The sequence below is a fragment of the Fictibacillus norfolkensis genome (assembly GCF_014836645.1).
In the GTDB taxonomy this organism is placed as follows: domain Bacteria; phylum Bacillota; class Bacilli; order Bacillales; family Fictibacillaceae; genus Fictibacillus; species Fictibacillus norfolkensis.
Window position 1 is genome coordinate 1 of sequence record NZ_JACSQM010000016.1, and the last position, 20,521, is coordinate 20,521.

General features: G+C 44.4%; 16 protein-coding genes. 3 read left to right on the top strand and 13 right to left on the bottom strand.

Translation table 11 applies throughout. From position 1 onward, the window contains the following. Positions 1 to 472 precede the first annotated feature (472 nt). The 8 genes from icmF to H9648_RS19820 form a co-directional block, all read right to left on the bottom strand. On the bottom strand, positions 473 to 3,736 hold the full coding sequence (icmF, locus tag H9648_RS19785; RefSeq protein WP_191755475.1) for a fused isobutyryl-CoA mutase/GTPase IcmF: 3,264 nt from the start codon (positions 3,734 to 3,736) through the stop codon (positions 473 to 475). Between the two features lie 15 nt (positions 3,737 to 3,751). Continuing rightward, on the bottom strand, positions 3,752 to 4,375 hold the full coding sequence (locus H9648_RS19790) for a TetR/AcrR family transcriptional regulator (RefSeq protein ID WP_191755435.1): 624 nt from the start codon (positions 4,373 to 4,375) through the stop codon (positions 3,752 to 3,754). A gap of 10 nt (positions 4,376 to 4,385) precedes the next feature. After that, complete coding sequence (gene meaB / locus H9648_RS19795) at positions 4,386 to 5,342, bottom strand: methylmalonyl Co-A mutase-associated GTPase MeaB (protein ID WP_144696857.1); 957 nt, start codon at positions 5,340 to 5,342, stop codon at positions 4,386 to 4,388. Positions 5,343 to 5,620: 278 nt separating this feature from the next. After that, positions 5,621 to 6,763, bottom strand: coding sequence for an acyl-CoA dehydrogenase (locus H9648_RS19800; protein ID WP_191755436.1), 1,143 nt, complete (start codon positions 6,761 to 6,763; stop codon positions 5,621 to 5,623). A 15-nt stretch (positions 6,764 to 6,778) separates the two neighbouring features. Continuing rightward, the gene (locus H9648_RS19805) at positions 6,779 to 7,918 is read right to left on the bottom strand and encodes an acyl-CoA dehydrogenase (protein ID WP_191755437.1); all 1,140 of its coding nucleotides are present in this window, start codon (positions 7,916 to 7,918) and stop codon (positions 6,779 to 6,781) included. Between the two features lie 184 nt (positions 7,919 to 8,102). After that, positions 8,103 to 8,957, bottom strand: a complete 855-nt coding sequence (locus tag H9648_RS19810; protein ID WP_191755438.1) for a 3-hydroxybutyryl-CoA dehydrogenase — start codon at positions 8,955 to 8,957, stop codon at positions 8,103 to 8,105. A gap of 16 nt (positions 8,958 to 8,973) precedes the next feature. After that, the gene (locus H9648_RS19815; protein WP_191755439.1) at positions 8,974 to 10,158 is read right to left on the bottom strand and encodes an acetyl-CoA C-acetyltransferase; all 1,185 of its coding nucleotides are present in this window, start codon (positions 10,156 to 10,158) and stop codon (positions 8,974 to 8,976) included. A 156-nt stretch (positions 10,159 to 10,314) separates the two neighbouring features. Further along, a complete protein-coding gene (locus H9648_RS19820; protein ID WP_191755440.1) occupies positions 10,315 to 12,447 on the bottom strand; it encodes a (Fe-S)-binding protein in 2,133 nt (710 codons plus the stop codon). A 207-nt stretch (positions 12,448 to 12,654) separates the two neighbouring features. Between H9648_RS19820 and cls the strand changes: the two genes are divergently transcribed. Together cls and uvsE are read left to right on the top strand one after the other, a co-directional pair. Further along, the gene (gene cls, locus H9648_RS19825) at positions 12,655 to 13,842 is read left to right on the top strand and encodes a cardiolipin synthase (RefSeq protein WP_191755441.1); all 1,188 of its coding nucleotides are present in this window, start codon (positions 12,655 to 12,657) and stop codon (positions 13,840 to 13,842) included. A 243-nt stretch (positions 13,843 to 14,085) separates the two neighbouring features. After that, on the top strand, positions 14,086 to 15,042 hold the full coding sequence (gene uvsE, locus H9648_RS19830; RefSeq protein ID WP_191755442.1) for a UV DNA damage repair endonuclease UvsE: 957 nt from the start codon (positions 14,086 to 14,088) through the stop codon (positions 15,040 to 15,042). Here the strand turns inward: uvsE and H9648_RS19835 are convergent. The 5 genes from H9648_RS19835 to H9648_RS19855 form a co-directional block, all read right to left on the bottom strand. Next, entirely contained in the window at positions 15,035 to 15,808 is a 774-nt protein-coding gene (locus H9648_RS19835; protein ID WP_191755443.1) for an alpha/beta fold hydrolase, read from the bottom strand. The two genes, uvsE and H9648_RS19835, sit on opposite strands and share 8 nt — an antisense overlap. Before the next feature lie 7 nt (positions 15,809 to 15,815). Continuing rightward, positions 15,816 to 15,986, bottom strand: coding sequence for a DUF1427 family protein (locus tag H9648_RS19840; RefSeq protein ID WP_066399082.1), 171 nt, complete (start codon positions 15,984 to 15,986; stop codon positions 15,816 to 15,818). 89 nt (positions 15,987 to 16,075) lie between these two features. Beyond that, a complete protein-coding gene (locus tag H9648_RS19845) occupies positions 16,076 to 16,642 on the bottom strand; it encodes a mycothiol transferase (protein ID WP_191755444.1) in 567 nt (188 codons plus the stop codon). 435 nt (positions 16,643 to 17,077) lie between these two features. Further along, entirely contained in the window at positions 17,078 to 18,748 is a 1,671-nt protein-coding gene (gene argS, locus H9648_RS19850) for an arginine--tRNA ligase (RefSeq protein ID WP_191755445.1), read from the bottom strand. Then, entirely contained in the window at positions 18,745 to 19,185 is a 441-nt protein-coding gene (locus tag H9648_RS19855) for a YwiB family protein (RefSeq protein ID WP_191755446.1), read from the bottom strand. Before H9648_RS19855 ends, argS begins: the two co-directional genes overlap by 4 nt. Positions 19,186 to 19,405: 220 nt before the next feature. Here H9648_RS19855 and H9648_RS19860 point away from each other — a divergent pair, with 220 nt between their 5' ends. After that, complete coding sequence (locus H9648_RS19860) at positions 19,406 to 20,419, top strand: NADP-dependent oxidoreductase (protein WP_225219020.1); 1,014 nt, start codon at positions 19,406 to 19,408, stop codon at positions 20,417 to 20,419. Positions 20,420 to 20,521 lie beyond the last annotated feature (102 nt).

The window sequence follows — 20,521 nt, forward strand, 5'->3', positions numbered from 1 at the left end:
TCCTGTTCAATACAGAAATCATCTTCTCCATGTGGCATGACCTTTTTTAGAATGTCCTTTACAAAGGGTACAATTTACCAGCTTTAAAAACCTTTTCTAAAAGACCCTTTCTAAATACCAGTAATAAGAGAGACCTTTAAGAATACTTCCTCGAATAGTTAATTGGAGCGGAAGGGCGAGACTCCTGCAGGATGAGTGGGACTTTTGAAAAGCGGAAGCGGCTCGTACAGCCCCGACAAGTAAAAGGTAAATGGGCTAAGAAGGCGCTCTTTGCCTTCATGACCATTTACCTTTTGACCTCGAGGGGCTAGCCGCTGCAGCTAGACAGGTGAGACCATTCAATGACGCAAAGCGGCGAATGGGCTCACCGCACACACTGCGGAAAGCGAGCCCTGCAGCGGAAATTAACTCTCCTGAAAGCAACAGAGAATTGAAAGAGAACCGCTAAAACTGGCGGCTCTCCTCTCTCACATTACATGTTTCTTCTATACTTCCCGCCTACTTCATAAAGTGCGCTCGTGATCTGACCGAGACTTGCAAATTTTACGGTATGCATAAGCTCATCGAAAATGTTTCCGCCGGATAGCGCAACATTTTTCAGACGCTTAATGGCTTCACCCGCTTGGTCTTTGCTGGATTCTTGGAACGTGTTCAAATTCTGAATCTGCTGTTCTTTTTCGTCCTTTGTTGCACGTGCGAGCTGCATGTTGAATTCTTCTTCTGACGGTGGATTGGGGTTCAAATATGTGTTCACTCCGATGATCGGAAGCGATCCGTCATGTTTCTTCATTTCATAATACATCGACTCTTCTTGAATCTTTCCGCGCTGATACTGCGTTTCCATCGCACCAAGCACGCCACCTCTTGTGTTCATACGCTCGAACTCTTGAAGAACCATCTCTTCTACTAAATCGGTTAATTCTTCGATAATGAATGAACCTTGAAGCGAATTCTCATTACGAGCCAAACCAAGCTCTTTTGTAATGATCATCTGAATCGCCATCGCGCGGCGAACGGATTCTTCCGTTGGCGTTGTGATCGCTTCGTCATACGAGTTCGTGTGAAGTGAGTTACAGTTATCATAAAGTGCCATTAACGCTTGAAGCGTCGTTCGGATATCGTTAAAATCGATCTCTTGTGCGTGAAGTGAACGTCCAGATGTTTGGATATGATATTTCAGCTTCTGGCTGCGCTCGTTCGCTTTGTATTTATCACGCATAACCGTAGCCCATATTCGGCGAGCAACACGGCCGATTACGCTATATTCTGGATCAAGGCCGTTTGAGAAGAAGAACGATAAGTTGGGCGCGAATGCGTTAATATCCATTCCACGGCTTAAATAATATTCAACGTACGTAAAGCCGTTCGCGAGTGTAAACGCGAGCTGCGTGATCGGGTTCGCACCAGCTTCTGCGATATGATAGCCAGAGATCGAAACCGAATAATAGTTGCGAACTTGATGATCGATAAAGTATTGCTGAATATCTCCCATCATACGAAGCGCGAATTCTGTAGAGAAGATACACGTGTTCTGTCCTTGATCTTCTTTTAAAATATCTGCTTGAACCGTTCCACGAACAGAGGCAAGGGTCTTCTCCTTAATCTCGCTGTACTCTGCTTCGTTCGGTTGTCTGCCGTTCGTATCTGCAAAGATCTTCACTTGCTGATAGATCGCCGTGTTCATGAACATCGCGAGAATGATCGGTGCCGGACCGTTGATCGTCATTGAAACAGATGTAGAAGGAGCGATCAGGTCAAAACCGTCATACAGCTTCTTCATGTCGTTGAGCGTACAGATGCTAACACCGCTCTCACCGACTTTTCCGTAGATGTCTGGTCGGTGATCCGGATCTTCTCCGTAAAGAGTTACCGAGTCAAACGCTGTACTCAAGCGCTTCGCGTCGTCATCTTTTGATAGATAGTGGAATCGGCGGTTCGTTCGTTCAGGAGTCCCTTCACCAGCGAACTGGCGCTTCGGATCTTCACCTTTACGTTTAAAAGGAAACACCCCTGCTGTATACGGAAACGAACCTGGAACGTTTTCTTTCATGATCCACTTTACGATGTCTCCCCAGTCTTCAAACTTCGGAAGAGCAACCTTTGGTATATCAAGACCAGAAAGACTTTTCGTCGTCAGCTCGGTCAAGATTTCTTTATCACGAATCTTCGTTACGAATTCTTTTTTGCTGTACATTTCTTTTAGCTCTGGCCACTGTTTCAGCATTTTTGAAGTCGTTGGCAACAATTGCTCTTCTACTTTTTCAAGCGCTTTGTTTAAGCTCGCTTCTACTTCTTCACCTGCCGCGTCGTATTCTTTTACCGTTTCAAGCGTTCCTTGAATTTGGAACGACTTGCGAGCAAGCTTGGATTGCTCGTTCACCGTTTCATGGTATTTACGAACCGTTTGTGAGATCTCGTTCAAGTACTGAGCACGTTCACCTGGAATGATGACGTTCTTTTTCGCGGTCATCGCCTCCGCTGCAGGCTGGATACCCCAATCCATACCTGACTTTTCTTCGATCACTTTCATCAAGTGATAAAAAAGGACGTTCGTACCCGCATCGTTAAACTGACTTGCTATCGTTCCGTAAACAGGCATCTCATCTAAATCTCTATCAAACCAGTTGCGAGAGCGCTGATATTGCTTCTTCACATCACGAAGCGCATCTTCAGAACCTTTGCGCTCGAACTTGTTGATCGCAATAATATCTGCATAATCGATCATATCGATCTTCTCTAATTGAGATGGTGCACCAAACTCACTCGTCATCACGTATAGAGAAGCATCAGAGATCTCTGAGATCCCAGCGTCCCCTTGGCCGATTCCGCTCGTCTCGACAACGATCAAATCAAATCCAGCTGCTTTCGTCACGGCGATCGCATCCTTGATCGCATCAGACAGCTCAGAACGTGAACCACGCGTAGCAAGTGAACGCATGTACACACGCGGATGATAGATCGCGTTCATACGGATTCTGTCACCTAAAAGCGCTCCGCCTGTCTTTTGTTTTGTCGGATCGATCGAGATGATCGCGATCGTCTTGTCTTCACACTCGTTTAAGAAGCGTCGAACGAGCTCATCGGTTAATGAACTTTTGCCCGCTCCCCCTGTTCCTGTGATTCCAAGAACCGGCACTTGTTTTTGCAGACTTTTCAATTCGTTTAACGTCTGTTCAGCCGTTGCTGCGATCTCTTCTGGTGCTTGCTTCACATTTTCAGCTAGTGTGATCAAACGCGAAACAGAGCGAACGTCTTTCTCTTTCACTTTTTCGATCTCGTCTGTTAAAGAGGTAACCGTAGGAAAATCACAATCTTCTACCATCTTATTGATCATGCCTTGAAGTCCTAGCAATCTTCCATCTTCCGGTGAAAAGATGCGCGTTACGCCATAGGCATGCAGCTCTTTGATCTCAGGAGGGATAATAACGCCCCCGCCTCCGCCAAAGACTTTGATATGTCCTGCACCCCGTTCTTTTAATAGATCGATCATATATTTAAAATACTCAACGTGCCCGCCTTGATAAGAAGAGATCGCGATTCCTTGAACGTCCTCTTGAATGGCTGCACTTACCACTTCATCTACTGAACGGTTGTGTCCAAGGTGGATGACCTCACATCCGTTCGACTGAATGATTCTTCGCATGATGTTAATCGACGCATCGTGACCATCAAAAAGACTGGAAGCGGTTACAAATCGAACCGGATTTTTCGGCCGGTAAATATCCGTCTGAGTCATTTCATTCATCCTTTCTTAAGCTCCTTTAATGCCGTACAACAATTGCTGAAGCTGTAACTGTGTATATTCTTCTAATGTATAGATCTTCTGCAGCGCCCAACGCCTGAACGTCCACATCTGTCCGATTATCACAATATTGTGAGCCGCTGCCTGTATTTCTTTTTCACTTAAATGCAGTTCACCTTGCTTTACCACTTTAAAAAGCAGTTCTTCAAAGATCGCCGTCATCTCCAGCTCTTTTTTGAGCACATACGGAAGAGCTTCATGAGAAAGCGACTTCGCTTCTTGATACATGACGAGCACTTCATCCTGCATATCGTCCATCACTTTAAAATAAGCAGAAATTGCACGTTCAACACCTTGAATCCCGCTGTCTTCCCCATTGATATCCTGCTGCAGCCTCAGCTTTACCCCGTCATAGATGCTGTCGCAAACGAGATAGAGAATATCTTCTTTTGACCGGATATACTCGTAGAGTGTGCCGATGCTGAAACCAGAAGCTTTTGCGATCTCTCGCGTTGTCGTGCGGTGGAAACCGTTCTCTTTAAAAAGAGAGACCGCCGCTTTTACCATCTCTTCCCGTCGTCTCTGTATCAATTTTTCGTCCTTTACGAGCGACGGCACTTCTTTCTTACCCAATTGGCCTCCCTCATTTCTGTTTCCCGTCAGCCGGCTGCAATCGTTTTGATAAAATCTCTTCTGCAGCTGTATAAGGGTCTGTGGTACCTGATTCTAAGTCGGCCAGCCAGGAGAACCCATTTTTCTGTTCTTGTTTCCACACTTGCTGATAGATTTCGTGCTGAACCACTTCCATTACTTCACGTTTCAAATTAGAAAGCTTTCTTTCCTTGCCTTCGCCGCTTTTCTCTAAATATTCACGGTGCGTTAGAAGAGATTCCCATAATTCTTGCAGCCCTTTATTTTCAGTAGAAATCGTCTGAACGACTGGCGGGCGGTAAGGACTGTCGTGCTTCACAAGGTCAAGCATCGCTTCGATCTCTGCAAGAAGCTTCGGAACGCCTGGCATATCCGCTTTGTTCACAACGAACAGATCCGCGATCTCCATGATTCCCGCTTTAAACACTTGAACGACATCTCCGCTGCCCGGGTTCAATACAACCGCAACCGAATCTGCTAACTTCATAATGTCGAGTTCTGATTGTCCGACTCCTACCGTCTCTATTAAAATCACATCAAAACCATAAGCATCCATCAGCCTTACCGTTTCTTTCGTCGACCGTGAAAGGCCGCCGAGACTGCCGCGCGTCCCCATGCTTCTGATGAAAACGCCAGGGTCGGTAAAATGATCAGCCATCCGAACGCGGTCTCCAAGGATAGAGCCTCCGCTGAACGGACTCGTCGGATCAACGGCAACAACCGCAACAGTCATCTTCTTTTTACGCAAAAAAGAGATGAGACGATTGACGAGCGAGCTTTTCCCAGCACCCGGTGAACCGGTGATGCCGATCCAATGAGCGCCTTTTTGCTGCGGGTAGATGCTCTTTAGAAGCTCGAGTTTGTCTTCACCGTTGTTCTCGGCAAGCGTGATCGCTTTCGCGAGAGCACGTTCCTCTTTTTGCTGGATGCGCTGTGCTAATGGATGCATGGTTTCCTCCTAAAAGTGGTGTTGAAAATCTATTTTTGGAAGTAGTTGATTTCCGCTCCAGGATACTCGCTTTCCGCGGGGCAGGCGGTGAGCCCCTTGCCGCTTCGCGCCCTTAAGGGTCTCACCTGACCGCCAGTCCCGCAGGAGTCTCGCACCTTGCGCTCCAATCAACTGCAAGGGTGTTATTAAAAGCATTTTTAGCAACACTCTGTTATGAATAGAGAAACACTGATTTAGCAAGAAATTTCCCTAGCCACTATGTCGCAAACTTCGCTCTCTTAATCTTTTAAAAGCATCTTAGAAATAACGAGACGCTGAATCTCTTGTGTACCTTCGTAGATCTGTGTAATTTTTGCATCTCGCATGTAACGTTCTACTGGATATTCTTTCGTGTAGCCGTATCCGCCGAACACTTGAACTGCGTCTGTCGTTACTTCCATTGCGATGTCTCCGGCAAATAGCTTAGACATTGCGGACTCTTTTCCGTATGGAAGACCTTCTGATTCTCTCCAAGCTGCTTGATAGGTTAGTAGGCGAGCCGCTTCCACTTTTGTTGCCATGTCGGCGAGTTTGAACCCGATCCCTTGGTTGACACCGATCGGCTTACCGAACTGTTTGCGGTCTTTTGCATAGTTTACAGAAGCATCGAGTGCTCCTTGAGCGATTCCAACCGCTTGAGCCGCGATTCCGTTACGTCCGCCATCAAGAGTCATCATCGCAATCTTAAAGCCTTCTCCTTCTTTCCCTAGAAGGTTTTCAGCTGGCACACGGCAATCTTCAAAAATGATCTCTAACGTTGGAGATGAACGGATGCCAAGTTTCTTTTCTTTTTTACCGAAAGAAAAGCCTGGTGTTCCTTTTTCTACGATGAACGCAGAAACTCCTCTTGATCCCGCTTCAATATCCGTGCGGGCGAACACAACATAGATCTCCGCGTCTCCAGCGTTCGTGATAAAGATCTTTGAGCCGTTGATGATATATTCATCGCCGTCTTTTTTCGCTGTCGTTTTCATGTTTCCTGCATCTGATCCTGATCCTGGTTCAGTTAAGCCGTATGCTCCGATTTTTTTTCCTTCTGCCATCGGACGAAGGAACCTTTGCTTTTGCTCTTCGTTACCAAACTTAAAGATCGGCCATCCTGCAAGAGAGGTGTGAGCAGATAGCGTTACACCGACTGACGCACAAACACGAGATAGTTCTTCAACTGCGATTACATAACCTAGGTAGTCTCCGCCGATTCCGCCGTACTCTTCTGGCCAAGGAATTCCGCAAAGGCCAAGTTCACCCATCTGATCAAAAATAGCTCGGTCAAAACGCTCCTCTTCGTCACGTTCTGCTGCTGTAGGTTCTACTTCATTTTTGGCAAAATCACGCACCATCTTGCGGATCATTTCATGTTCTTCAGATAACATAAATTGCATTTCTATCTCTCCCTCTTATCCTAGTAAATGTTTGCTTAACACCATACGCTGAATCTCACTTGTTCCCTCATAGATCTGACAAACCTTCGCGTCACGGAACAGTCTTTCTACTGGATACTCTTTCGTGTAGCCGTACCCTCCGTACACTTGCACAGCTTCGATCGCTGACTTCATCGCGGTTTCCGAAGCAAACAGCTTTGCCATCGAAGCTTCTTTTCTGCATGATAGGTTGTTTGTCTTCAGATCAGCTGCACGATAGGTTAAAAGTTTTGCCGCTTCAACCGCAGTCGCCATGTCCGCAAGCTTAAAGCCAAGCCCTTGATTAGCGCCGATCGGTTTACCGAACTGTTTTCTTTCTTTCGCATAGTTCGTCGCAAATTCTAATGCAGCCTCAGCGATACCAAGTGATTGTGCAGCAATTCCAATCCTGCCCACATCGAGGTTGCTCATCGCGATCTTAAAGCCTTCTCCTTCTTTACCAAGCAGGTTTTCAGCAGGTACACGCGCATCTTCAAAAACGATCTCGCACGTGTTCGATCCGTTCAACCCCATTTTTTTCTCTTTCTTTCCTACTGAAAAACCTGGTGTATCTTTATCTACGATGAAGGCCGAGATCCCGTAGCTACCTTTATCAGGTGCTGTTGAAGCAAAAACGATGTACACGTCCGCTTCTCCTGCGTTTGTAATAAAAATCTTAGAGCCGTTCAAAATGTAATGATCGCCCTTTTTAACCGCTCTCGTCTTTAAGCTTGCTGCATCAGAACCTGAACTCGGCTCTGTTAGTCCGAACGCACCAAGGTACTCTCCACTCGCTAACTTAGGAATGTATTTTCTCTTTTGCTCCTCATTCCCGAAATAAAGAATCGGATTCGTTCCAACACTCGTATGAACGGATAAAATAACGCCGATCGTCGCGCTCACTTTTGAAAGCTCATTGATCGCGATAATGTAGGACGTGAAATCCATTCCGGCTCCGCCGTATTCTTCTGGAATCGGAATTCCCATCAGTCCGAGCTCTGCCATCTTCGTGATCAGATGACGCGGAAACTCTTCCGTCTCTTCCATATGCTCGATGGCCGGTGCTATCTCTTTCTGCGCAAAATCCCGTACCATCTTTTGCATCATCTTTTGTTCTTCAGTAAATACGAGGTTCATGGTCTCTCCCCATTCCTATAGTGAAATGCCGACTCTGGTAGTCTCTCTCCGTGTTTATCTCTCTATATTTGCTTTCCTTGCTAGCTGTTTCGCTGTCTGTTTTTATGTTTGTTTTTCTTTGATCTATTTTTGGTTGCTGTCTCTTCCACAAAGACAAAAATGGAATTTTTGTCTTTGTGTGGGGTCAGACCCCGTAGTTGTAGAACCCTCTGCCTGACTTCTTGCCGAGCCAGCCTGCTTTTACGTACTTTCTCAACAGCGGGCACGGGCGGTACTTATCATCACCAAAGCCTTCATGCAGCGTCTCCATGATGTATAGGCATGTGTCGAGCCCGATGAAGTCTGCTAGCGTCAATGGGCCCATCGGATGGTTCATTCCGAGTTTCATAATCTCATCAACCGCTTCAGGAGTTGCTACACCTTCATATACGGAGAAGATCGCTTCGTTGATCATCGGCATAAGGATACGGTTGGAGATGAACCCTGGGAAGTCGTTCACTTCTACTGGAACTTTTTGCAGCTTCTTGGATACTGATTCGATCGTCTCGTATACGTCATCCGCTGTTTGAAGTCCACGGATGATCTCTACGAGTTTCATAACAGGAACAGGATTCATGAAATGCATGCCGATTACTTTTTCAGGTCGGTTCGTTGCAGCTGCGATCTCTGTGATTGGAAGTGAAGATGTGTTCGACGCTAAGATCGTATGAGCTGGCGCGTATTGATCGAGCATCTTAAAGAGTTGTGTTTTTACGTCCATGTTTTCTACGACTGCTTCAATCACAAGATCTGCATTTGACGCGTTTTCTAAGGAAACAGAAGCTGTGATGCGGGACAGAATGGCTTCTTTCTCGCTTTCATCCAGACGTCCTTTTTCCACTGAGCGGTTTAAGTTTTTAGAGATGATTCCGATTCCTTTTTGTACGAACTCTTCTTGCATGTCATGCAGAACAACAGAATAGCCCGCTTGCGCACAAACTTGCGCGATTCCTGAACCCATCTGTCCTGCACCGATCACCATAATGTTTTGAATGCTCATGAATTATTGCTCCTCCTTATTTCTTCACTTCTACTAAGATCGCGTCACCTTGCCCGCCGCCTGAACAGATCGAAGCGATACCAAGTCCGCCGCCACGTCTTTTTAACTCATGGATCAACGTTAGTACGATGCGCGTGCCGCTCGCCCCAATCGGGTGACCTAGTGCGACTGCTCCACCGTTCACGTTCACTTTTTCAAGATCTAGTCCCGCAAGCTCAGAGCTCGCTAGCGCAACAGCTGCGAATGCTTCGTTTATTTCAAAAAGGTCAATGTCTTCTAATGATTTTCCTGTTTTCTTTAACAGCTCATTGATGACAAGACCTGGTGTTTTCGGAAAGTCTTTCGCTTCCACAGCAAGTGCCGTGTGACCAAGAATCGTAGCCATCACTTCTTTGCCTTCTTTTTCAGCACGTTCTTCGCTCATTACAACTACTGCCGCTGCACCATCGTTCACGCCTGGTGCGTTCCCAGCTGTAATCGTTCCATCCTGTGAAAAAGCAGGTCTTAATTTTGCGAGAGATTCAACAGACGTATCTTTACGCGGTGACTCATCATGGGATACAACAATCGGCTCACCTTTTCGTTGAGGCACTTCCACAGGTACGATCTCTTCTGCAAAAATTCCTTTTTCAATCGAATCGATAGCACGGCTATGACTGCGGTACGCCCATTCGTCTTGACGCTCACGCGAGATCTCCATCTCTTTGGCTACGTCATTTCCGTAGATTCCCATGTGAACACCTGTAAACGTACACGTTAGTCCATCATGTACCATGAGATCTTTCACTGAGCTATCTCCCATACGAAGACCCCAGCGCGCTTTCGGTAAAATGTAAGGGGCGTTGCTCATCGACTCCATACCGCCTGCTACGATGACTTCTTCGTCACCCGCACGGATGATCTGATCTGCCATCGTGATCGCACGAAGACCTGACGCACATACTTTGTTGATCGTTTCTGTTTTCGTCTTCCAAGGTAAACCTGCTTTTTCAGCCGCTTGGCGAGAAGGAATCTGCCCTTGCCCACCTTGAAGAACACAGCCTAAAATGACTTCATCCACCGAGTCTGGAGCAACATCTGCTCGTTGAAGCGCTTCTTTAATCGCGATTCCGCCTAGATCTGACGCTGTAAGAGAACTTAATCCGCCACCAAATTTCCCTACAGGTGTCCGTACACCACTGACGATTACTGATTTTGTCATATGAAAAAACCTCCCGTTTCGTATGGTAGAGCTGCGATATTTATGTTAACGCTTACAAATATGTTTAAAGACGAGCCGAGCGAACGCTCAGTCGACCAACTTCCAAGCATGAAGCTGCCAGCTCAAATGCAGGCAGCTTATTCACATGCTCGAAAACTACTGAAGAACTTCTTGTTTCTGTGAGCCAAACATCGATTTTTCTAGGATTTCAACAACATCTAGTGTTTGAACTTGCTCTTCTACTTCTTTCGCTTTCGTTCCATCACTCAACATCGTTAAGCAATACGGACATCCACTTCCAATCATGGTTGGATTTACAGCAAGAGCTTGTTCTGTACGCGCAACGTTCACACGAGAACCTGCTTTTTCTTCCATCCACATCATTCCGCCACCTGCTCCACAGCACATTCCGTTCTGACGGTTGCGATCCATCTCAACGACTTTCACACCCGGAATCGCTTTTAAAATATCACGAGGTGGTTCATATACTTCGTTATAGCGGCCGAGGTAACAAGAATCGTGATACGTGATCGTTTCTTTCACCTCAAACTTCGGCTTGATTCTTCCTTCTTTGATCCAGTCTGCTAAAAGCTCAGTATGGTGATACACTTCGGCTTCTAGACCAAACTCTGGATATTCGTTTTTGAACGTGTTATACGCATGCGGGTCGATCGTGATGATCTTCTTAACACCATGCTTTTGAAACAACTCGATGTTCGCGTTCGCCATCTCTTGGAATAAAAACTCGTTTCCAAGTCGACGAGGCGTATCACCAGAGTTCTTTTCTTTGTTTCCTAAGATCGCAAACGTGATTCCTGCTTCGTTCATGATCTTCGCTAAAGAAAGTGCGATTTTTTGTGAACGGTTGTCATAAGCACCCATCGAACTTACCCAGAACAGGTACTCGAACTCTTCACCCGCTTTTTCTTTCTCTTTTACAGTCGGAACTGCGATATCTTCTTTCAGCTCACGCCAGTTCTCGCGTTCCTTTTTCGAGATTCCCCAAGGATTTCCTTGCTTCTCAATATTTTTGATCGCACGCTGCGCTTCTGCATCCATCTTACCTTCAGTAAGAACAAGATAACGACGCATGTCGATAATCTTATCTACGTGTTCGTTCATAACCGGACACTGATCCTCACAGTTACGGCAAGTTGTACATGCCCAGATCTCTTCTTCTGTCATAACTTCACCGATCATCTCAACATCATAAGCAAGTGCAGATGATCCGTCTGTTGTTGCAGCTGTTTCCTCAGCGCCCTTCCCTCTCGCTTCAAAAGCGATCTGGTTGCCTGTTGTGTTCGAGAAAGCGAACGCTGGCATCCAAGGCGTGCGAGATGTTACGGCAGCTCCTTTTACCGTTAGATGGTCACGCAGTTTAATGATCATATCCATCGGTGATAGCATCTTACCAGTACCTGTTGCCGGACAAACATTCGTACAACGTCCACACTCTACACAAGCATAGAGATCAACAAGCTGCTTTTGATTGAAGTCTTCAATTTTATTCACACCGAAAACTTCTTGTGTCTCGTCTTCAAAATTAATCGAAGAAAGCTTTCCTACTTTATCTTTGCGACCAAGCCAAACGTTTAGTGGACCTGCGATCAAGTGAGCATGCTTTGATTGTGGAACATACACTAAGAACGTTAATAAGAACAATAAGTGAATCCACCATGAGATAAAGAATACGACTGCAGCACCCGTTTCACCTAAGAAACCAAGAGCCATTGCGATTACGGAAGCGATAGGCGCCGTCCACTCGTACGGTAGATCGTGCCAGATAATCTCTGCTCCATTCCCAACTAATACGGAAAGCATCAAGCCACCGATAAACAGAAGAACCAACCCAGATTTAAATCCACGCTTCAGTCGAACAAGCTTTTCAACATATCTTCTATAAAAAGCCCAAACGACTGCGATCATGATCATCGTCGTTACGATTTCTTGGAAAAACGTGAATCCTGGATAAAGCGGGCCTAAAGGCAGATGCGATCCAGGCGCGAGTCCTTTCCATATAAAATCGATCGCTCCGAACTGAACGAGTATGAATCCATAAAAGAACATGATATGGATGATCCCACTCTTTTTGTCTTTCAATAGCTTCTTTTGACCAAAAACATTCACTAAGACTGCTTTTATTCGTTCTTGAACCGTATTATCAAACTCCACTTTCTTACCGAGCTTGATGAATTCAAACCTTGTTTTTACAACATAAGCAAATAAAAACAGTGCGTAAGCGGTTACAAAAAGAAATGCAAGCCAGTTTGCTACCATTAAGCCGTCCATCGCTCTCTCTCCCTTCCAATGCTGCTATTCCCTAATTCTTTCTCTTTTAATAATTCTAAATGAAATTAATTTTCTGACTTCATTATAGCATAAAAAATAAATGAATGAGCATTCAGTCAACATCCGTCCAAAAAAATTTTTTAGTGGTTTCATATGGTGGGGGTATACTATATAAAAGTTTGATTTAAGGAGGAGGAGAAGAAGAACATGTGGATCGTTTTAGTGATAATAGCCATTGGATTTTTGGCTTGGATCGACTTTTATTTAGGCCATAAACAAACGACCGCAAAAGAAGAACCTCCTGTAACTACGACAGGCAAAATGGATCTTTTGACGACTGGTTCTCATTTTTTCGATTCATTGTTTCAAGACATAGATGAAGCTAGGAATACGATCTACATACAGTTCTACATATTGCGCGATGATGAACTCGGACAAGAGCTATGCAAGAAATTGATCGCAAAAGCACAGCAAGGCTTAGAAGTTAGACTGTTGCTTGATTACATGGGAAGTTACGGATTGAAAAAAAAGACGGTTAACAGTCTCAAAAATGCTGGCGTTCATTTTGAATACAGCAACAAGCCTCAGTTTCCTTATCTCTTATACCGCATCAATCACCGAAATCATCGAAAAATCACGATCATCGACTCGGAGATCGGCTACATAGGGGGATATAACGTAGGAAATGAATATATTGGGAGAGTCACACGGTTTGGAGATTGGCGCGATTATCATTTAAAATTAGAAGGTAACGTTGTAATCGAATTGCAGCGTCTGTTTATCGACGATTGGAACGGTTCAACAAATGAAAAGATGACGCAAAGCGTTTCATCTTTTACCAAGGTAGAAAGAGCAAAAGAGCTATTGCTTCTCCCTTCAAAAGGACAGGCTGGTTATCACTACTTTTATGAAAAAATAAAACGTACGAAAAAAAGCATTTTTATAGGTTCGCCATACTTTATTCCGGGTAAAAAGATGAACAGAGAGCTTTTGTCAGCACTAGATCGCGGCGTCAACGTGAAGCTACTCGTTCCGATGAACCCCGATCATCCTTTTGTGCAGGAAGCTTCTTATCGTTTCGTTAAACCTCTCTTAGAAGCAGGAGCAGAGATCTATCAGTTTCATGAAGGATTTTATCATTCCAAGATTGTCATGTTTGATGATACGATCTGCGATATTGGTACCGCTAACTTCGATCTTCGCAGCTTTTTTTACAACGACGAGCTAAATTGCATCTTTACTGACAAAACGGAGATACAAGCTGTTAAAAAAGTGCTCGATTCAGATCTTGAACGTTCTGAGAAGCTGACGCTAGCACGTTTAAAGAAGACGCGCCGTTCCGTTAAAGTTCGCTTAAAAGAAGTGGTGGGTTTTATTTTATCGCCTTTTCTATAAACAAGTAAGCGAAGTGCTATGAAGAATATGAGAGTGGTTGATTTCCGTTTCAGGTTGCTCGCTTTCCGCGGGGCAGGCGGTGAGCCCCTTGCCGCTTTGCGCCCTTAAGGGTCTCACCTGACCGCTTGTCCCGCAGGAGTCTCGCACCTTACACTCCAACCAACCTGTCTTTGAAGCAAAACAAAATACTTTTCTACTGCACCAATCATTAACCAAAAACATACTAAAAACAGGGGGCCAAACATGTTAACATCTTTCGGATTTGTATCTACGGCTCTCAATTTATATGAGGCCTCACCTGCAAAAACAATGACTTTTGCTACTTATCAAAAACGTGATGAGAAAGAAAGAACAGCACAGCTGCTTGCCATCACGAAAAACAATCTCGAGCGAACACTGCGCGTTCTTCATTATTGCATCGCGCACGAGCTTCCTCTTCATCGCATGTCGTCTTCCATCGTCCCTTTAGCTACTCATCCAGAGGCAGCTTGGGATTTTTTGAAGGAGACGAAGAAAGAATGCAAAGAGATCGAGAAGCTCGTAAAAAAATATAACATCAGAACGAGCATGCATCCCAATCAGTTCACCCTGTTTACAAGCCCTCGTAAAGAGGTAACGGTAAATGCTGTTAAGGATATGCAATATCATTTTGATCTGCTTAAAGGAATGGGCATTGAGGACCGAAGCTATATCAATATTCATATCGGCGGGGCTTATGGTGATAAGCCGTCTGCTATAGAACGCTTTTATGAAAATATTAAACTTCTCCCAGCTGATGTAAAAGCGAGAATGACTCTTGAAAACGACGATAAAACATTTACGACAAAAGAAACGTTAGAAGTTTGTGAGAATGAAGGCATTCCCCTCATGTTCGATTATCATCATTACAAAGCGAACCCGGATGACAACGGTTCGCTAGAGGAATTGTTGCCGAGGTTTGTGAAAACGTGGGAGAATACAGGTCGACCACCAAAGGTGCATCTTTCTTCACCAAAAGACGAAAAGGCGTACAGAAGCCACCATGACTTCGTTAGTCTCGATTATGTGCTGCCGTTCTTTAAACTGATGTCCAATTATACAGATGAGCTGGACGTAATGATTGAAGCGAAACAAAAAGACCGCGCCGTTCTTCAGCTCGTGGATGAACTGGAGAAAGTACGCGGCTTTAAAAGGATGAGCGGCGGAACCATCCTTATGTAAGACATGGAATAAATTTTCTAATCTCTGCATTAAAGCTTGCATAATGTTTGATCGGAAGCTGATGCAGCGCTTTGTTTAAGAGGACAAACTTTGCTTTCGGATGAACATTCCGTGCGTATATCCTTCTGTAAGGATGCATGTACTCCGCTTGTTCCCCGTAAATAAACAACAACGGAAAGCGCCACTCTTTTAGCTGATCCGTGCATTGAAAGGAAAGACTTTCTTGGTAGAAACGTTGACATGTCTTAGAATCTGTCTGCTTATGATAAGACAGCATTTCTTTTCGATCTTCTGTAGAGTTCGAATGTGTGGTGACAAGAATCTGATTAAGTAGGGCTGGTGCGTTCTTTGCCAGCCTTATTCCTGTTTGAAACTGCTTTTTTAGTGTGAATGTAGAAACTTGAGAAAAGCCTCCACTCAAAATAAGACCCTTTGTGCGATGCGGATATTTTTGAACAAATGCTTGTGCGACCGAACCACCTGCTGAATACCCACAAATATACGCCTCTTCCAATAATAAGTGGTCCAATAAAGAAGCCACATCATCTGCCAAGTCCCATATCGTAAACGTTTCTGGGTCTTTACTAGACGAACGACCGTGTCCCCTACAATCAGGAAAGATCGTCTGATAATCGGCCGCTAATTCTTTTTGGTACTTGAACACGAGATGACTCATACCGGGCGGATGTAAAAAAACGATCGGAGCACCGGTTCCTAGCTTTTCATAATAGATTTGCAACTCAGAGGTCAGTCCGGCTAATGCCATATTTTCCTCACTTTAGAAAAGTACCTGCCATCCAGATGTAAGCTTGATAGCCTAAATAGATACCGATAATGCCCATGATTCCTGGTAATGCGGGTGGTGCCGGAATCGGGAGTTTTAACAGGGCAAACACAAAGCCTACGAGGGCGCCTGTTATTAGTGATAATACGATTAACTTCATATATGTACCCCCTCTTTCAAACGAGTTTCCAAACCTATCTCTTATTAATATGGCATGTTATCCCGACATTATCCCAATTTTCGTTGAGATTACGATTGCGTAGAAGGTTTAGATGCCGCGAGTTCGTATTGCTTTTTAATAATACGAATCTGACCGCGATGACTCAGTTCATCTTCAAAAACATGAAACCATTTAAAGTAGTTGTTTCCGAGCTCGTTATTCCACCACGGTGTTGTTTCATAGAGCCATGAGTCTTCAAGCTTTTGAAAATGCTGCAAGGTAATTTCACGAGTCTTTCTTAAGTCTTCTAGATAAAATTCTGCTGTATTGCCATGGATCATCGTCGCCGCCTCACCTAGATCGAGTGCAGGCTGAAGTGTTTCTGCATAACGCTCAATCTCCTCCTCTGGCAGATCTTTTCCCTCAAATGTGATAAATTGATAAATCTTTTCTACAGCCACAAGATGAGCCAGCAGCATGCTGATTGAATTCCCGATTCCGTTGATTCTGTAATCGAGCTCTTCTACGGATAGATCGTGGACATCCCAGATCGTCGTTTCCCTCGTGTAGTCCATCATGGATATCAAGTTGGAAAATTCTTTTGAATACCCTTCAATCTGTCCGATAACAAAAGGGCTTTTGTTGGATGTTGTCATTTTGAAACCTCCTAAGCATTGATGTGCTTCAATTGAATTCAAGAAAAGCTTGGGAATTCCTTTTTTGTTTTGGTTAGCTCGTGAATGATCGGCACCGAGCATATATTCCTGGCATCGAGCATATATTCTCGGCTTCGAGCATAAATTCTCGGCTTCGAGCATAAATTTCCAGCATCGAGCATAAATTTCCAGCACCGAGCATATATTCCTGGCATCGAGCATAAATTTCCGGCATCGAGCATATATTCCCGGCTTCGAGCATAAATTCCCGGCATCGAGCATATATTCCCGGCATCGAGCATATATTCCCGGCTTCGAGTATATATTCCTGGCATCAAGCATATATTCCCGGCACCGAGCACACATCCTTAAAACCACTCTCCTATACTCTCTAAAAAAGAAAAAACCTGTCTAGAGACAGGTTTTTCCCTTATATTACATACGCTCTGGTGCTTCTACACCGATGATGTTCAATGCATTCTCAATCGTTACTTGAGTAGCTTTCATCAATGCGTAGCGCGCTTGTGATTTTGTTTTGTTTTCAGGATCGAGTACACGCTCTGCGTTATAGAAGCTATGAAGAGCTGAAGCCAGCTCGAATACATAGTTCGTTACACGGTGCGTTAGAAGCTTTTCTGCTGCTTCGTTGATCACTGCAGGGAATTCTCCGATTTTCTTCAACAGCTCGAACTCTTTTTCAGAATCGATCTGCTTTAGATCCACGTCTCCCTCATAAGAAAGACCCATCTCTTCTCCTTGACGAAGCATGCTGCATACGCGCGCGTGTGCGTATTGCACGTAGAACACAGGGTTTTCGTTCGATTTTGAAACAGCTAAGTCCATGTCAAAATCAAGGTGAGAATCGTTCGAACGCATCGCAAAGAAATAACGGGTCGCGTCGATGCCCACTTCTTCCATCAGTTCACGCAGCGTTACAGCTTTACCCGTACGCTTACTCATACGAACTTTTTCGCCATTTTGGAAAAGAGAAACAAGCTGGATGATCATCACTTCAAGTTGATCTTTTTCATAGCCTAACGCTTGAATCGCCGCTTTCATACGCGGAATGTAACCGTGGTGGTCAGCTCCCCAGATGTTGATCAGCTTTTCAAACCCACGCTCAAACTTGTCGTTATGGTATGCGATATCTGGCGTTAAATAGGTGTAAGATCCGTCATTTTTGATGAGTACACGGTTCTTGTCGTCATCATAATCTGTCGTACGGAACCATGTCGCGCCTTCTTCTTCATAAACAACACCTTTAGCTTTTAACTTCTCTAGCGCTGCATCAATTTTCCCATTTTTATAGAGTGAAGTCTCAGAGAACCACACATCAAAATCTACACGGAATTCAGCGAGGTCAGCTTTTAGTTTTTCAAGCTCTCGTGTAAGACCGTATTCACGGAAAAAGCTGACACGCTCGCTCTCTTCTTTTTCTAACCAAGAATCTCCGTACTCTCCAGCAAGATCTTTACCAAACTCGATGATATCCGCTCCGTGGTAACCATCTTCAGGCATCTCTTTATCCTTGCCTAGCGCTTGGAAATAACGAGCTTCGATTGAAGTAGCTAAGTTGTTGATCTGATTTCCAGCATCATTGATGTAGAACTCACGAGAAACGTTATAGCCTGCATAGTCTAGGATATTACAGATCGTATCACCAACAGCTGCACCACGTGCATGTCCTAAGTGAAGCGTTCCTGTAGGGTTCGCAGATACGAACTCGACTTGAACCTTTTTACCGCCGCCATGATCAGTTCGTCCGTAATCCTTGTCCGCTTTTAACACAGTCGGTACAAGCTCTGTTAAATAAGAGTTATCCATGTAAAAGTTAATGAAACCAGGACCTGCGATCTCAACTTTTGCGATAGATGCCTTACTTTTATCAAAATGCGCTACAAGATCGTCCGCGATCATACGAGGTGCTTTTTTTGCGACACGCGCTAATTGCATGGCCATGTTCGTCGCGAAGTCACCATTCGCTTTATCTTTTGGTACTTCAAGAACGACTGCAGGCAGTTCTTCTTTTTTAGCGAGTCCTGCTTTAACGACCGCTTCTTCGATCTCTTCTTTTAACAGCTGCTTGACTTGGTCAAGGATATTCATGCTTTTGCCTCCTGAAAATTAATCTTGATTCGATGTGTTCCTGTATGTTCACCCTGCAGAACCAGCTCGTATGCGAGATTGAGATCTCCCGTCTGCTTTTGCTGATTCCAGCGGAAATTCATTTCATGTGTAGTCGTTTCCATCCAAAGCTGGCCATATGGGCTGTCGTACATGCCTTTTGTCGTCTGGCCGATTAAATATTTCTGTTTCATAGATACACTGCCTGAGCGGATAATCAGAATACCAGCATGCGTTATCTTAATCACATTATTGACAGAACCTGCACCTTCTATCTCTTCCTTGTATTGAAGATAGGTGACGTCCCCACGTTTATAGAGCTTACCTTCTGTCTCGGTGAAATGTTTCTCCGCTTCACCGCTGAAATGTACTTCTGAACTTATCGAAAGCGCAACAGACAATTCCGTATCTTGATCCATGCGAACAACACTTCCTTTTTTGATGTCCCTCTTTAACTTACCTATTATAAAAGATTTCACTGCTTCCCTTCAACCTTATGGGTGTCTTTTTAAAAATTCATGGTCTTATTAGGTAAATTTATCCTAAAAACACGTTTTCATGAGTGGATGATTTGGAATGAGGGTCGTTAATGGCGTATTATACACTCGAGAAGATGAAATAGAAATGAGGAGGATCTTAATGAAAAACGAAAGAATTTTACTCGTGAATCGACCAAAAGGCGCACCTCAAAAAAGCGATTTCCGCTTCGAGGAAGCTTCTACTCCTGCACTAGAAAGCAATCAGGTACTGTTAAAAACGATTTATCTATCGGTAGATCCATATATGAGAGGACGCATGAGTGATCGTAAATCTTACGTGCCTCCATTTCAGTTAAACGAACCGATCTCTGGTGGGATCGTCGGACAAGTTGTTGAATCTCGTTCAGGCGAACTGTCAGAGGGCGATTTTGTGATCGGTAACTTAGCATGGCAAAAATACAACGTAGCGAGCGATGCTGAAGTTCGTAAACTAGATCCATCTCTTGCTCCACTCACTGCAAACTTAGGTGTATTAGGCATGACTGGCTTAACCGCTTATTTCGGCTTGCTAGATATCGGCAACCCACAAGAAGGCGAAACCGTTGTTGTCAGCGGTGCAGCTGGTGCTGTTGGTACCATTGTCGGCCAAATTGCTAAGATTAAAGGTGCACGTGTTGTCGGAATCGCAGGTTCAGACGATAAGATCTCTTACTTAAAAGACGAGCTAGGCTTTGATGCTGCGATCAACTACAAGACGGAAAATGTATATGAAGCATTAAAAGCTGCTTGTCCAGACGGGGTAGACGTTTATTTTGATAACGTCGGCGGTGAGATCTCTGATAGCGTATTGGCGCTGATCAATAAAGGCGCTCGTATTCCTGTTTGTGGCCAGATCGCTCTTTACAACCTTGAAAATGCAGATGTTGGTCCACGTATGCAAAGTCAAATTCTGATCAACAGTGCTCTGATGAAAGGATTCATCGTAAGCGATTATGCGGCTCATTTTGAAGAAGGCGCGATCGAACTCGCCAAATGGGTAAAAGAAGGCAAAATTTCTTATAGCGAAAATATCGTTGATGGCTTTGAAAATACGATAAATGCGTTCTTAGGTCTGTTTTCTGGTGAAAACACAGGGAAGCAACTCGTAAAAGTAGCTGAGCCGGAGAATGTGTAATAAAAGGCAATAGATTAAGGAGCTTTTCACTCGAAAAGAAGTGAAAAGCTTCTTTTTTATGTAGTTGGGGAGTTGCTGTTCAAGACAATTCGAGAATTTAAA

Bases quoted from the DNA above. Each gene is read 5' to 3' on its own strand.
- H9648_RS19860 (WP_225219020.1), top strand. From the start codon at position 19,406: ATGAAAAACGAAAGAATTTTACTCGTGAATCGACCAAAAGGCGCACCT.
- cls (WP_191755441.1), top strand. From the start codon at position 12,655: ATGTGGATCGTTTTAGTGATAATAGCCATTGGATTTTTGGCTTGGATC.
- H9648_RS19845 (WP_191755444.1), bottom strand. From the start codon at position 16,642: ATGACAACATCCAACAAAAGCCCTTTTGTTATCGGACAGATTGAAGGG.
- H9648_RS19835 (WP_191755443.1), bottom strand. From the start codon at position 15,808: ATGGCATTAGCCGGACTGACCTCTGAGTTGCAAATCTATTATGAAAAG.
- H9648_RS19840 (WP_066399082.1), bottom strand. From the start codon at position 15,986: ATGAAGTTAATCGTATTATCACTAATAACAGGCGCCCTCGTAGGCTTT.
- meaB (WP_144696857.1), bottom strand. From the start codon at position 5,342: ATGCATCCATTAGCACAGCGCATCCAGCAAAAAGAGGAACGTGCTCTC.
- H9648_RS19820 (WP_191755440.1), bottom strand. From the start codon at position 12,447: ATGGACGGCTTAATGGTAGCAAACTGGCTTGCATTTCTTTTTGTAACC.
- H9648_RS19855 (WP_191755446.1), bottom strand. From the start codon at position 19,185: ATGGATCAAGATACGGAATTGTCTGTTGCGCTTTCGATAAGTTCAGAA.
- H9648_RS19805 (WP_191755437.1), bottom strand. From the start codon at position 7,918: ATGAACCTCGTATTTACTGAAGAACAAAAGATGATGCAAAAGATGGTA.
- icmF (WP_191755475.1), bottom strand. From the start codon at position 3,736: ATGACTCAGACGGATATTTACCGGCCGAAAAATCCGGTTCGATTTGTA.
- H9648_RS19800 (WP_191755436.1), bottom strand. From the start codon at position 6,763: ATGCAATTTATGTTATCTGAAGAACATGAAATGATCCGCAAGATGGTG.
- H9648_RS19815 (WP_191755439.1), bottom strand. From the start codon at position 10,158: ATGACAAAATCAGTAATCGTCAGTGGTGTACGGACACCTGTAGGGAAA.
- uvsE (WP_191755442.1), top strand. From the start codon at position 14,086: ATGTTAACATCTTTCGGATTTGTATCTACGGCTCTCAATTTATATGAG.
- H9648_RS19810 (WP_191755438.1), bottom strand. From the start codon at position 8,957: ATGAGCATTCAAAACATTATGGTGATCGGTGCAGGACAGATGGGTTCA.
- argS (WP_191755445.1), bottom strand. From the start codon at position 18,748: ATGAATATCCTTGACCAAGTCAAGCAGCTGTTAAAAGAAGAGATCGAA.